10 protein-coding genes are annotated in these 14,892 nt (G+C 49.7%); 9 read left to right on the forward strand and 1 reads right to left on the reverse strand.

Annotation, left to right across the window (positions count from 1 at the left end):
- Positions 1-171: 171 nt before the first annotated feature.
- From R84865_RS00215 to R84865_RS00250, 8 genes are all read left to right on the forward strand, one after another.
- Positions 172-534: a superinfection immunity protein gene (locus R84865_RS00215; RefSeq protein WP_435638513.1), complete on the forward strand. Its 363-nt coding sequence runs from the start codon at positions 172-174 to the stop codon at positions 532-534.
- A 39-nt stretch (positions 535-573) separates the two neighbouring features.
- Entirely contained in the window at positions 574-1,029 is a 456-nt protein-coding gene (locus R84865_RS00220; RefSeq protein ID WP_435638514.1) for a superinfection immunity protein, read from the forward strand.
- Between the two features lie 80 nt (positions 1,030-1,109).
- Entirely contained in the window at positions 1,110-3,938 is a 2,829-nt protein-coding gene (locus R84865_RS00225) for a phage tail tape measure protein (RefSeq protein ID WP_435638515.1), read from the forward strand.
- On the forward strand, positions 3,938-4,489 hold the full coding sequence (locus R84865_RS00230; protein WP_435638516.1) for a hypothetical protein: 552 nt from the start codon (positions 3,938-3,940) through the stop codon (positions 4,487-4,489). Before R84865_RS00225 ends, R84865_RS00230 begins: the two co-directional genes overlap by 1 nt.
- The gene (locus tag R84865_RS00235; protein WP_435638517.1) at positions 4,482-4,964 is read left to right on the forward strand and encodes a DUF1833 family protein; all 483 of its coding nucleotides are present in this window, start codon (positions 4,482-4,484) and stop codon (positions 4,962-4,964) included. Before R84865_RS00230 ends, R84865_RS00235 begins: the two co-directional genes overlap by 8 nt.
- 375 nt (positions 4,965-5,339) lie before the next feature.
- On the forward strand, positions 5,340-8,129 hold the full coding sequence (locus tag R84865_RS00240; protein WP_435638518.1) for a host specificity factor TipJ family phage tail protein: 2,790 nt from the start codon (positions 5,340-5,342) through the stop codon (positions 8,127-8,129).
- A 253-nt stretch (positions 8,130-8,382) separates the two neighbouring features.
- Positions 8,383-10,311 (forward strand): hypothetical protein, encoded by a 1,929-nt coding sequence (locus tag R84865_RS00245; protein WP_435638519.1) that lies wholly within the window; start codon positions 8,383-8,385, stop codon positions 10,309-10,311.
- A gap of 2 nt (positions 10,312-10,313) precedes the next feature.
- A complete protein-coding gene (locus R84865_RS00250) occupies positions 10,314-11,030 on the forward strand; it encodes a hypothetical protein (protein ID WP_435638520.1) in 717 nt (238 codons plus the stop codon).
- A 454-nt stretch (positions 11,031-11,484) separates the two neighbouring features.
- On the opposite strand, the gene R84865_RS00255 is transcribed toward R84865_RS00250, so the two are convergent.
- Entirely contained in the window at positions 11,485-12,765 is a 1,281-nt protein-coding gene (locus R84865_RS00255; RefSeq protein ID WP_435638521.1) for an alpha/beta hydrolase family protein, read from the reverse strand.
- A 618-nt stretch (positions 12,766-13,383) separates the two neighbouring features.
- Here R84865_RS00255 and R84865_RS00260 point away from each other — a divergent pair.
- Positions 13,384-14,850 (forward strand): catalase, encoded by a 1,467-nt coding sequence (locus R84865_RS00260; protein ID WP_435638522.1) that lies wholly within the window; start codon positions 13,384-13,386, stop codon positions 14,848-14,850.
- The last annotated feature ends 42 nt before the right edge of the window (positions 14,851-14,892 follow it).

A 14,892-nucleotide genomic window follows, 5' to 3' on the forward strand; every position in this document is an offset into this window, starting at 1 on the left:
CATTCACCTGACTCGCAATCATTCCCACAAGGCCAGTTTTGAGATACGTGGGAAAACGGCTGTAATGAGACGTGTTGGTACGCATAAGCAGATAGATGACAACGACAGGGTGTAATAGCCGCCCATCCCCAACCCTGCTACCATTGGGCGACTAACTGATAAGGGGGCAGCATGAACGATAGTTATGATGTAGGTAGTGCATTTTTATCCGTAATCATGTTTGTTGTACTTTTAATCATATACCTACTTCCCTTTCTTGTGGCTAGCTACAGACGACATCCGAACCTAGTCCCCATATTCCTAATAAACATCTTCCTGGGATGGACACTAATTGGGTGGGTTGGGGCATTAGCCTGGTCTTTTATCAATATTAATGAAGAACCGGAAAGCCCATCACCCGTTGCTACAAGATCAGCAGTGAAAAATACTCAAAAATCTAGGTATGCAGAGTTAGAGCGTCTCTCAGCCCTCAAAGAGAGGGGCGCGCTCACACAAGAAGAGTTTGATAGGGAGAAAGCAAAGCTGCTTTCTTAGTTTTAATCAACACGATTTAAACCACAAGGGGATAAGATATTGGAATTTTTGTCTATCATATTGGGGATCGCAATTTATGTTTTACCTACAATAATTTCTTATAAAAGAGATATCAAAGATAAAGGAACATTGATGTTAATCAATGTTTTCTTAGGATGGACAACCATTGCATGGATTATCACTCTTATCTGGTCCTTTTCTGGTAAAAAAGAGGGGCAGGAGGAAAAGTCTATTAAGGACGAGGAATCTGAATATCTAGATACTCTAACGAAACTTGCTCAGCTTAAAAGCCTAGGCGCTCTATCAGAAGATGAATTTAAAAATAAGAAATCAGAATTAGATAATAGATTTAACAGTACTAAAATAGTAGATAATAACGATATTAAGGAAGAAGACCCTGCTAACAGCAAAAAAAATCTTAAGTATCTTTTAAAGCATGGCAGGATAACCAAAGATAGATATGAAGAGCTGATGAGAGAGCATCACGGAGAATAAGACTCCTATTTCTCTATCTTATAAAGATTTAGTCAATAATTTGCCGGCCTTGAGCCGGTTTTTTTATGCCCGGAGGAAACATGGCGACTCAGGAATCACGTCTTCAAATTTCTATCGACAGTCGCCAAGCGGAGGCGAATGCCAAGCGTCTCGACAAAGAGATGCAGAGCCTTGAAAAGCAGGGCAACCGAGTCACCAAGGGTTTCAAATCCACCAATGGCGAGTTGGATAATCAAAAGGCTGCACTAGCGCAGTTAGTGGGGCAGATTGACCCCGTTATTGGCCGTCTTGACCGTCTCGATAAGCAAGAAGAGCAGCTTCGCCGTCACTTAAAGCAGGGGATTCTTCCTCAAGGGGAATTTGACCGTTTCAAGAAGACGCTAGACGATTCTCGCACGGCTTTGACGAGCTATACCGCTAACGCTGATGGAGTGGCTAAGGCGCATTGGTCAGTGGGTAGAGAAGCACAGCTCGCCGCACCCCAGATCACCGATATTGTGACTAGTCTAGTCAGCGGCCAACCAGCTTATCTTGTAGCTATTCAACAGGGCGGCCAGTTGCGCGATGTATTTGGCGGACTTGGCAATGCTGCGCGCGGTGTAGGCATCGCCCTGCGCGGCATGATTAATCCCTTCACCATCGGGGCGACTGTCATCGGTGCAGCAGGTGTGGCAGCGTATCAAGGGGCAAATGAGCTAAACGATCTTAACAAAGCGCTGATCGACACAGGTCAATTTAGCGATTCTGCATCAGGCAAGCTGTCGGTGATGGCGAACCAAATCGCTAATGCATCTAACGTCACTCGCGGTCAGGCTATCAGCGCGCTAACTGAGGTCGTTAATAACGGCAAGATTGCCCAAGACCAGTACGGTAGAGTTGCCCAAGCAGCCCTTGATTACAGCCGTTCATCCGGCCAGTCACTATCTGAAATTGTTGAGCAGTACGCCTCATTGCAAGGCACACCCACTCAATCAATCGAGAAACTAAACGAACGGCTCCATTTCCTTACCACTGCTGAATACCAAGAGATAAGCGCACTTGAACAGTCAGGCAATACCATGGCTGCTACTCAGAAGGCCACTGAAGCACTGGCACGTGTTCATGAGCAACGCACATTGCAGATGCAGCAACAGGCGGGGTATTTAGAGCGTGCTTGGCTTGGTGTTAAAGGAGCGATTGGTGATACTTACAATTACCTGAAAGGTATAGGTCGAGATGAAGGGATTGCAGGCCAATTAGCAAAGGCTCAAGAAAACCTAGCTGCCGCTCAAAAAAGGTTAGCGGAGGCAAAACAAAACAATGGGTTTATCGGACCGGCCCAGCAGGACGTTGATAGATTTCAGTCGGTAGTTAATGGCATCCAAAGCGTAATTGATGCCACAACCGGTGGCTATGATGCGCTAAATCAAAACAAGCAGGCGATAGAAGACTATGGCGTCAAGGCCATTGATATATTCAACAAGGTCAACGAGAAAGCAGACACATGGGCTGAAAAGGCGGCTAAAGCGCGTAAAGAGGCCGAAGAATTAGTTCCCGCGTTGCAGCGCGCAGGGAGCATAAAAACAGATGATGATCGAGAGAGTTTCATTAATAACTACATTAGAGATAAAGCAGGGAAGCAGCCAAAAGCACCAAAGGAAAGTCATCGTGAGCAAAGACGCCAAATTTCGTTACTATCTCAACAGCGAAAAGCGCTATCTGATTTAATTCAGCCACTGGGAGATGTAGACAGGGCTCAGACAAAATATCAAGGCCGCTTAACCCAAATCGATGAGGCTTTGAAGAAGGGAAATATAACTGATGTAGAAGCCACCGTTGCTCGTGTCAAAGCCGCAGCAGATTACAACAAAGCGGCTGAAGCAGCAGGCAGATATAATGCACAGCTCGAAGGCTATAACAAAAATCTTCAATTCCAGATTTCGCTACAACAGCAACAGAATGATTTGCAGGTAGCGGGCATTGGCATGGGCAGCGAGCAGCTCCAGAGAGAGCAGCAGTTGTTACAGATTCGCCAGCAATCAGCGCAGCGTATCCAGCAGCTCAACGACCAGCTCAACCAGCCAAATCTTGATCCGAGGCAGGCTGATGCGATCAATAAAGAGATTTCACTGGAACAGGCGGCGGCTAATCAGCGCGTTGAGCAGCAGCGGCAGATGTACGCGCAAATGGATGCTATGCGTGCCGACTGGCAAAATGGTGCCAATGCTGCATGGCAGAACTATGCCACAAATGCTAGCAATAATGCCGCTCTAACGCAGAATCTATTCAGCAGTGCTTTCGACAATGCCACTGATTCTTTGGCGCGCTTTGTACGTACCGGTAAGCTCAACTTCTACGATCTAACCGATACGGTGATCAAGGGTCTTACTCAAATCGCCGCACAGAAGGGATTGAGCTATCTGCTTGGTCTGACTGGATTCGGTTTCGGTGGGCCTATTGGTGCAGCGGCTGTTTCCAATTTCGGGTCTGTTTCTGGCGGCTTGGATATCACATCGGGTCTAAGCGGAGCTGCTAAAGCATTAACAGGCGGAATATTCGCCGACGGTGGTTATACCGGCCCCGGTAGTAAATACCAACCGGCAGGCATTGTGCATGCAGGTGAATACGTAGTGAAGCAGTCCGTTACCCAACAGCCTGGTATGAGGTCCTTCCTTGATGGGCTTAATCGCGGCTATGCACGCGGTGGGTATGTTGGCAATTCATCCGCTAGCAACCAGGGATCACCCATTCAGGCTCCCTCAGTCAACGTTTATAACTACAATTCTGGCAATACAAGTATAGAGACTAGGCGTAGAGATGATGGTGGGGTTGATGTAATTGCCCGTGCAGCAGATGCCGTAAATCGTGGCGGCAATGAGCTTGATGAAGCTATTCAACGCAATTATGGGATGACTAGAAGGGGCAGGTAATGGCTACACCACAATGGCCTGCTGATCTGCCAAGGCCTGTTATCGACAGCTACGGCTGGTCGCACACCCAGCCCACCCAATTTACCACCATGCAATCCGGGAGACAGCGTGGCAGGCGTCGCTTTGGCCGTACTCCCAGTGAGGCCCAGTGCTCGCTGCGGTATCTGACCAGAGATCAGGCCGTAGCGTTTGAGGGATTTATTGAGTACGAAGCCAATGCCGGTGCTGCATGGTTCCTAGCTCCGATGGAAACGCCGCGAACTGAGGGTGTGGAGTGGATGCGTGTCGTGCTTCCTAACTACTACGATGGTCCGAATATCGATGCGGTATCTGGGCTTTATTCATTCACTTTCAGCGCCTATGTAATGGCTGCGCCTATACCTAGCGAAGAACAATATGCAGAGGCGGCATTGCTTGGAGGATTAACGGTGGAAGAGGCGCTGGCTGAGATTCAGAACATCAACACGCACTGGGTGCCCTATGGCCCTGATAGCGATTACTACGTTATGCCGCCATCGGGTAGACAAGTAGCAGGAGTAGGCGATGGATAGCGAGTTAATGCGATGGCGCAGCCAAGGCGGCGAGGCATATCTTATCAGCACCTTGGAAATACGAAGCGACTCTCAGGAGCCGCTTTTTTTGTGCGCTGGATTTGATGAGGTGACAGCAAAGGATGGCGGTCAATCGTTCACGTTCCAGCCGTCACCGCTGAAAGTCGCTATTCCTGAAACTTCGAACACCGGCAATCAAACGCTGACGTTTGGGCTACAGAACGTCACCACCGAAGCGATACGATTCGCCGATGCGGCGGTCGAGGCAGGCGACGAAATCGAGGTCATCTACCGCGAATGGTTGTCGAATAATCTCGATGCGGTCGCGAGTCGGCCCATCCGGATGATCGCGCAGCAATTCGAAGTTGAGGGGGCGCAGGCAACGATCAAATGCGGTCATTTCGACATCATTAACACTAACGTCTGGCGCAAATACTATCGCGGCCATCAGTACCCCGGAGCACGCTATCAATGACGCTCAATGACTACGTGTTCACAACGTACCGGGACGGCGGAAGGGGGCCTGATGAATACGACTGCTGGGGAATATGCCGATCAGCTCGCCACGAGCTGTACGGGCGCTCTCTGCTCCAATTGTGGGGACGCGTTGACCCGATGGATAAGGGGCAGGTGACGGATGCGTGGGGTGAGGCCGTGCCGGAGCTTGTCGAGTCTTCGCCGGTGCCCGGTTGCATCGCTTGCGTGTTCCGTGGAGAAACACTCCTGCACGTGGGCTGTGTGGTCGACGCCGACCGAGGTCGATCAGTGCTCGAAACCATCCCGCGCCAAGGTCCGCGCATCCTCCCCATCGCCAAATTTGAACGCATTTACCATTCAGTCAGGTATTACGATGATCGCGATTTATCCCAGTAATCTCGGCGGTCTGCCGATGCAGACGTTTAGCATCAGCAAGCCGATTACGCTCTACCACTGGCTGCATAACGTACGCTCGAATGTGTGGGAGTGGTTGGTATTCAGCGATAGCGATATTGCTCTTGATGAGCCGCAGCGCTTCACCGCGCAGGTTAACGGCGTAGTGCTACCACAAACTGCATGGGCTTCGCGTGAGCTACGCCATGATGATGCCGTGGCGCTAACGTTCGAGCCAAAAGGCGGCGTTGTTGGCGACATATTCGGCTTCGTCGGCAATGTGGTTAGTTCGGTTTTCGGCCTGTTCTTCCGTCAGCCATCGATGCCCAATTCTGTCAGTGGGAGACAGCAGGGCGATGAGCTAGATCAAGCCACGTTTGACACCAACCAAGCGAAGCTGAACAAGGTCATACCGGAGTGTTTCGGCCTCAACTGGCGCGTTCCTGACCTGCTTGTACAGACGCATCAGCGATTCGAAGGCAACATTCAGGTCAGCTACATGCACTTGTCACTGGGAGTGGGCCAGTACCGCGTTGAAGACATCCTGATTGGCAACACCCCCATTGGTTCCTTCGGCAGCGATGCTCAATACCGCACCTATGGCCCTGACGAGAACCACGATGGCTTCCGCGCGACAGAGAACTGGTTCACGGCAAAAGAGGTCGGCGGCACTTCATCGGCCAGCCCCGGTCTTGAGATCACCGAAACGTTCGATGTACAAACGCGAGCAGACCCTAGTACCTATGTATTGGGCAGCAATAACTCTCGCGGCGTAATCAGTGTGCCCAGCGGCTCCGGCTCATTTCCCGATGGATGGGCAGCCGGTATGGATGTGCGCCTTGAAATGCCACTTGATATCCGTATCGAACGCGACGGTACGGGTAACTATTTTGTTGGCGAGCCAGACAATATTCCGCTATCACGAAACACAAATGTACTGTTCAAGCAGGGACTTGATGCGCAGCTTCGCATCGCTGATGTCGTTACTACTGAGGATGGACAGACTAGATATTACCTGGCCGATAGGAACGGTGGCGCTAACGTCAGTTGGATAGAGCCAGCTTCATACCACGTAACGTTCAACGCCTCAGGCGGCACCTACCGAATAACGTCCACGAATGCATCGACTGATGATGACGCTAATAAAAACTGGGCGACTCAGATTGAAGTAGAGCGCCTTGTTAATGGTGAGATTCAGGCGGATTGGACAGGATTCGCCAGCCGCACCGTTAACGATGGGCAGATTTGGTTGTCCGACAACAAGCCGCGAGGAGGCTACACCGCATCTATTGCTGCCTGCCCGCATGGCGAAACCACTGACTCCATCGAGATCGATATTTTCGCGCCGCAGGGTCTGGCCGTGGTCAATCCCAAGGGCCACGAATTAGGCGTTACCGTCAATTTTGACATTGAGTACCGCGACATGGCCGGCGGTGAGTGGCAGGCAGTGCCCAGCAGCGTGCATGGAGATAGCCTAGATCAATTCGGCGCAACTGTTTCGGTTGGATTGCCCTACAAGATGCGTCCCGAGGTTCGACTGCGCAAAACCGGCAGCGACTACAACGAAGATGAGCTAGGGCAGCTGTATGACACCATCAAGTGGTATGCGCTCAAGGCCAAGCTAGACCGTCCGAGCAGCTATCCCGGCATCACCTCAGTGGCTATACAGATTCGCACGGGAGAGCGATTGGGGGCGCAAGCTGAGAACAAGATCAAGGTGCGCTGCACGCGTATGTTGCCGCCTTGGAATAACGCCGTTGGCGACCCAGTTGCCACGCGGGATATAGCGCCGGCATTTATGTACATGCTGCGTGCGATGGGTTATAGCGATTCCGATATTGATATGGCTGAACTGGGCAGGCTGCACGATATCTGGCAGCAGCGCGGCGACTATTTCGATATGCAGTTTCTCGAAGAAAAGTCGCTGAAAGATGCGCTGAATACCTGCCTTGGCGTCGGCTTTGCTGAGCTTGTCATCGATCGTGGCTACATCGTGCCGGTGCGTGATGAGCCGCGCTCGACGTATGGCCAGGCGTACTCACTGCACAACATGACCAGCGAGCTGAAAATCTCGACGAAACTGCCGTTCGAAGGCGATGCCGATCAGCACGACGGCGCAGATGTTGAGTACGTGGATTTCAGCACAGGTCAGAAAGAGACGGTGAAGTGCCGGTTGCCGGGGCAAGAGGGCATTAAGGTGCTGAAAGTGACCGCTGAGGGCATCAATGACCGACAGCGGGCATGGCGCTACGGTATGCGTCAGATAGCGCGGGAGAAGTACCGTATTAAGCAGTTGTCATTCTCTACCGGTATGGACGCCCTCAATAGCCCGTATCTCGACTACGTGGCGGTCAACGGCGATTACGATCACTACGGCCAGTCTGCGCAGGTCATTGACTATCAAGTGAATGGCAGCAAGGCCACTATCGATACCGATCAAGTGTTCGATTGGAGCGGTGGCGAGAAGGTCGTCGGCTTACAGCGCCCTAACGGCAAGCTGTCAGATACCTACGGTGCCACTCGGGGGGATAACGACTCACAGATCATTATTACCGCGCCTGACTTCCCGTTATCAAATGGCCTTGAGGTGGACGCCACGCGGCTGCTGTTTGGCTCACGCGAGCTACCGTGGTGGAGCGTCCTTATCGACTCAGTTAAGCCGCAGGGAACGCCACAGGACGAATCAGAGCCACAGTGCTCGGTAAGAGCCTACAACTACGACACGCGAATATATCAATACGACGACGCGCCGTTGCCTGACAACGCGTAAGCCTATTTCCGAAACGACGAAACCCCGGCAGCGCCGCAAACGCTCCGGGGTTTCGTCGTTTAGCGCGACTGAGAATAGGAGGCCGAATGTCACAGAAAGCTGCTGATATCGCTGGCGTCATGATTGCTGTAGCAGTTATCGCCGGAGTAGCACTTTTCGGCACTGCCGCCATAGTGGCGGCATCGCACGTTTAAACAAATCGATTTTTTAATGCCCGCCTTTGAGCGGGCTTTTTTGTGGCCGGAGAAAAATAATGGCAAATGAAGTTAGCAGATTCCAAGGGCTGAACGATGCCTGGGAAAAACGGCTAGATATAAATAGCGAACTGTTTTATGACACCGAGCCAGGCTGGGTAACGATCGAGGATGGCACACGTCGCCCTAATCTCGCGATGGTGCTCCAACAGTTTCTCGGCAATGCCAATGTTTATACGAGCTACGATGAGGGGCTGAAAGCAACCGGAGATAACGGATTTTTCGCCGTTGCCGGTCAGGATGAAGCATATCAAGTTGGATATGTCGTAAAAGATGGACAAGCCACTGAGCTTGGGAGAATACCAAGCGCGGAAGAGACTTCTAAACTTATTGAATTGTCGAATCACTTTGATTTTTCAGATGATGAATATGCGCTGATTATTCGCGATATGTTCGGTAATGTAGCGGCATCGTTGGGTTGGGACAGCGTACTATCAGCATCCAAATTCTCAGCAAAAACAGGATTTGAAACCGGCACCTCTTTAGTTGCCGAGGTTAATTCGGAGAACGCCTTTGAGGTAGCTGGTAATGACGAAAAACTTGCCGCTGCTATAGACCGAGGCGGTGTTTTCCATATCCGAGGAATAAAATCGTACGGACCTGTAGATGCAACTGGGTTTACTGTTAACGGTAATCCTATAGAGCTACCGTCCTCAGATTCAGACAGCGTTAATGACATCTTCGGATTAATTCACTTTGGCACTATCGGGCAATCGCAAGAAACCGGGGCCACGGGCCGCAAGGGCGGCATACCTGATGCCTACATTAACCCAATCAGTACGAGTAATAACAAATACGCGGTTATGTTCAACGAAGGTCCGCGCGATTACAAAGACACAGACCCAAACGTTAATGATAATAATCGCTACAATGTAGTCCCGCTAGTCGAGAAAAAAGGCGCTAACACATCACGTTATAACGGCCCAGCAGAAACTACCGCTAGCGGATTCGCCGATAAATTGGGCGCTGACTACATCGAATCTAGGAACTATGGTCTATCAGTTTTTGCAACGAACTCTGCCCTCCCTGATGCGACAATCGCCGAAATCTCAGAGGGCACTGGGCCTTACGATAACCTGATGAATATGATTGAGCGAGTTTACAATTACGCACAATCACGGAATCTACCGTATAGCATGCCGATGCTGTTTTTCTGGCAGGGTGGCAGCGATGAGAGCGCAGGAACCAGCTATGACGATTATTTGTCCTCAATAACCAATCTGTGGGCAGGCGTGAGGGACAAAGTCGGAAGCATCACAGGTGAGTCACTAGACGAATCTAAAATGCCTATGTGCATCGTGCAGACTGTCAATTTCCACAAATATTCCGGTAGCGTGGGAGCTGTAGGCAGGGCGCATCTTACAATGGCAGAGAATCACGGCTGCTTCGTATTCCCGGATTATTTTGCGACTACAAACCACGTTGATAACGTGCACCACGACAATATCACTTATCGCAGAGTTGGTGTTTATAGAGCAATAGCACTGCGCGAAAAGATAATTAAGGGGCGTGACGTAACAGGAGTTAGGCCTATAAATATTCGTAAACAGGGTAAGCTATTGTTACTGGAATTCGCTACCGTGCACGGCCCCCTCCAATGGTCAAATGGTTCCGACGATTTCCCGATCGCTGACATCGAAAACTATGGGTTTACCGCAGTAGATCGCGATGGCAATGATATTGCTATTTCCAATGTGTCTATCGTTGCCGGCAACACAGTTTGCGTATCTCGCCAGAGCGGTAAATGGTCTGAAACTGATCGTATCCAATATGCAGTATCAGACAAGGGCGGTAATTATCAAGGCCGTGAAGGTGGCCAGCGCGGTCAACTATTCGACAGCAACGGAAAGCGCGACAAAATGACAATTATGGGATTCGAGTTTGAATTTAATTTCCCATGCGTACAATTTGACAAAGAGGTTAACTAATAATGGCTAAATGTTTGAGAATTACTGTGCCCGGAGTGTTTACTAATCCCATACTCCAAAAAGAGATGCCTGAACAGGATTCGTTGCTGGTATATGCTAAAGCATTTTCCGATAATGGAGTTGTTCCCAATGCTGGGTCTATTGGTGATGGTACTGTTATTGGTGATGTTGATATTTCAAAGGGACGTATAGTTTCTAAAAATAAAACCAGTTACATTAAATTCGGTAACGATGGCAGCGTCGATCTATCTAATGGCTACACCGTTTTAGCGTATTCTCAGAATCTAGGACATGGTGCGCTGGGCGGCTACGTTGATCGTGATCCTGATGCCGATGATATAAACATCCGAGAATTAGCATGCACCGGCATCCCAAGTAGCTCTGAACTGAACGGAAAATTCGACTACGAAATGACGGTGCAGAACAAAACCGGCATCCTCATACGTTCTGGTTTGGGAATTAATGTCGGTGAAACGATGGTGATCGGATACTCATTCAAGCGCGGAGTTGGTTATACATACATCACCATCTCTAAATCCGGCGATGTATCAACGAAATCAGATTCTACTGGCTCAGATTCGAGAACTACCGGACACATTGAATGGGGCGGCAACCTGGCATACGACGATCTCCCGGAATCTAGCTCGTTTGCGTTTTGGAATACAAAACTATCAGATGATGACCTGGTTACCGCTGGTAAAATGATGCTGGGTTTATGACGTGCTATGTCCGGCCATGTGCCGGGCATTCATCCGAGTGCGCATCCCGTGCTTAGTCGAACGAGTGGTTGCCATTTGGTTGCTGACTCATCCGGTTGTACCTAGCTCTGTAGACTCAATCGGATGGGACAAATACCGTGGTTACGCTGTATGCCGCATTGCAGGCGCGGTCTGTTCAATATTGCAGCGGTAGGAGGCTTGTATGCCAGCATGTATGCCAATTCCAAATATCGGGTAAAGATGGTTGATTTATATCGATAATTCGAGTCCCTTTGCCCGCTCCAGTTTGTTGCGATCTTCAGCGGTTTCCTCACTTCGCCCCGAGACGATAAGAAACTACTAAGGGCATATCGTCTCCTTGAACTTGATTGGTTTTAACGATCTCTTTTCTGAGATATGGGTATTCGCTTTTTATCTAGTGTAATGTCGCCATTGGCCATTGTTGACAGAATGCTTAACTCGCGAAAAGTGTGAACTTTTCCCAAAGACATACACCTTCGCGAAGCTCAACCTCACATTTATTTGTAACGCATAGGTAGTACTTCCTGTTACCTGTTTGAATATAATGCCTGTTTTCACCGAACAGTTTTCCTACCTTGCATGCACTTCTGGATTTTACGACTGCACATCCGCGGCGTGAAAAGGAGAGGTAGCCGATGCCTTTGGCCATTAACTTACCTGTTTTGGCTTCAACCAAAACGGGAGTAAGGCTCCCCGATGAGTACATTTCGTCAACATGGAGCTGCTTGGTCTCTACGCTGTAGAACAGCTGCTTACTATTAAAGGTGGCAATGGCTATTTTAATATTATGTGGCCCAGAGTTAACGATATCGAAAAAACACCCGTGGATCTTGTGCTCCCACAATGCTTCCGCCATACGCTTATATTCTTCAATTACACGTCCTCTTTTTTCGGTAAGATGGTCGTTAGTTTTTTTATCGGACATGAGTCGGTCGTAGAATTGCTCAAGCGTTCTTTTTCTTCTGACTCGGTAATAGAATTCGCTACGGGTGAAATTTTCCGCAAGTACGGCATCCTGAAGCCACTCCAGCTGCTGGATTTTCGATACCATCTGGCTAGTTTCATGCCCTCCCCCTGGTACATGAAGGGTTTCAGCATTTGCAATACGCTTGGCGTGAAGAGAATCAATATGGAAGGTGGGGTCATATACCACGAGTTTTTTGCATTTCGAGTTTGCTAGGTCAATGGCGCTATCGGCCCACCCTTTATAAGAACGCTCATAAAACCTTAGATCAAAAGGTACTACTGCCGGATCTAGAGTGGAAATTGGGCTGAATAAAACTGCCAGGTCAGCCTTCAAATTATCTCCATGAAGGCCAGCGCCATATGCCCCCATACTCGAACCGATCACGATTCTTCTTTTGAACCCAGCAAAATGCTTTCCCAAGAGCTTGGTAAACTCTCGGAACTCCGGTGATATATACCAGTTGTGACGTTCTATACACACAAAAGACATGATGTTTATACCGCGCCTTCTGAAGTATCTATATGTCGGGTGTATTTTCTCTCCACGTTCGGCTTCTTCTCTTGACGGGTAATGGTCATGAGATCGATAAGTAAAGAAAAACACGATAGGTGAATCGGGCGAGAAAATATGATATCGATAATAAACATTGTCAACAGTGCCAAATATATCTTGCCCTGTTTTAATAATGAAGTCATCTTCTCGCTGTGGTGTGTTGGGCACTGTCGTTGGAGCAGTGGAATTTAACAAAGATAACCTCTCGTCGCTAATTTTGTGTTTTCGTATATCATTCAAGTTTATTAACTATTAGAACAATGAACGTCGAACACAAAAAATTACTGATTATTAGCATTCTAATCAGCCCATGCAATTGCGAGTGGAGCGCGATGTGCTGATGAACGCTAGCAGATTTATCCGTATTAATACCGTAAACGATTTTTCTTAAATCAGCTTTAAAATCGAAGGGGGTCGAATCGTCTATCCTTATTCCTTCAATCGCGATTTTATTAATTGTAACATAGGGAAATTTGTAGTTAATTATAGCTTAAGATTATTCGACAAGCTTGCATAAATAAGGTTAGTGGCCTTTATGTCTGTCAACATCATTTTTATATAAAGGTTGACTAAATAAACAAAAACGTGATTTTCATCAGCTAACAAACCTCCCAATGCAGATAGCCACCACCTATCAATTCGATGCGCCCCCGACCATGGACAGGGTGGAATTCACCCTCTATAACTATCATCTGATAACGATTCTTTGACCGTCGCTGTGTCTCTACGCACACGCCGCGAAAGCATGAAAAACGCGGTGAGGCATTGCAGCGTGGTCGTTTTACCCTTACTGACCAAAGGGAGTAGTAATCCGTGACTAGCAACAAACCTACAGCAACCAACGATGCGGGCATTCCAGTCGCGAGTACCGAGGATTCGCTCACCGTTGGCCCAAACGGCCCGATTTTGCTGCACGATGCCTATCTGATTGAACAGATGGCCGCGTTCAACCGCGAGATGATTGCCGATCGTCAGCCGCACGCGAAGGGCAGCGGTGCTTTTGGCCATTTCGAAGTAACGCATGACGTCAGTAAGTACACTAAAGCCAGCTTCCTGCAGCCGGGCAAGAAAACCGAGATGGCGGCGCGCTTCTCTACCGTGGCGGGGGAGGCGGGCAGCCCTGACACATGGCGTGATCCGCGCGGCTTCGCGCTGAAGTTCTACACCGAAGAAGGCAACTTCGACATGGTGGGGAACAACACGCCAATCTTCTTTATTCGCGATCCGATGAAGTTCCAGCATTTCATCCACTCGCAGAAACGTCGCGCTGACAGCGGCCTGCGTGACAACGAAATGCAGTGGGATTTCTGGACTCAGTGCCCAGAATCAGCGCATCAGGTTACCTGGTTGATGGGTGATCGCGGTATTCCCGCAACGTGGCGCCATATGGATGGCTTCTCCAGCCACACCTATATGTGGGTGAACGCTGAGGGCGAGCGCTTTTGGGTCAAGTATCACTTCAAGACTGATCAGGGCATCCAGTGCATGACGCAGGATGAAGCGGACCAGATGGCCGGTTCCGACGCTGACTACCACCGTCGTGATCTGCGTATGGCAATCGAGCGCGGTGAATTCCCGAGCTGGACGCTGAAAGTTCAGATCATGCCGTACGAAGATGCCAAAACCTATCACATCAACCCGTTTGATCTGACCAAGGTATGGCCGCAGGGTGAATATCCGCTGATCGAAGTGGGTAAAATGGTGCTTGATACCAACCCAACCGACTTCCATACCCAGATCGAGCAGTTGGCGTTTGAGCCTAACAACTTCATCCCGGGCACGGGTCTGTCTCCCGACAAGATGCTGCTGGGTCGTTCGTTCGCCTATGCAGATGCGCACCGTGCGCGTCTTGGCGTTAACTACAAGCAGATTCCGGTTAACGCGCCGAAGTGCCCCGTGCACAGCTATAGCAAAGGCGGCGCAATGCGCATCAATGAAGTCAGCGACCCGGTTTATTCGCCCAACTCTAAAGGCGGCCCCGCAGCCGACGCTCAGAAATTCCCGGAAGACGCCGTGTGGGCCACCGATGGCGAATTCGTGCGCGAAGCCTATACGCTGCGTGAGGACGATGGCGACTTCAACCAGGCTAACGTGCTGGTGAACAAGGTAATGGACGACGCCCAGCGTGATCGTCTAGTCGACAACGCCAGCGGCCATATTCTTGGCGGCGTTGAAGACCCTGATATTCTCGAGCGCGTGTTCCAATACTGGATCAGCGTCGATGAAACCATCGGTAATCGCATCAAGGAAAAAGTGCTCGCGGCCAAGAAAGGCAACTAATGGCCGATTAGGCGGGTAACGCATAGCGTTGCTCGGCACTAC

Source organism: Carnimonas bestiolae (genome assembly GCF_051251145.1).
Taxonomy (GTDB): domain Bacteria; phylum Pseudomonadota; class Gammaproteobacteria; order Pseudomonadales; family Halomonadaceae; genus Carnimonas; species Carnimonas bestiolae.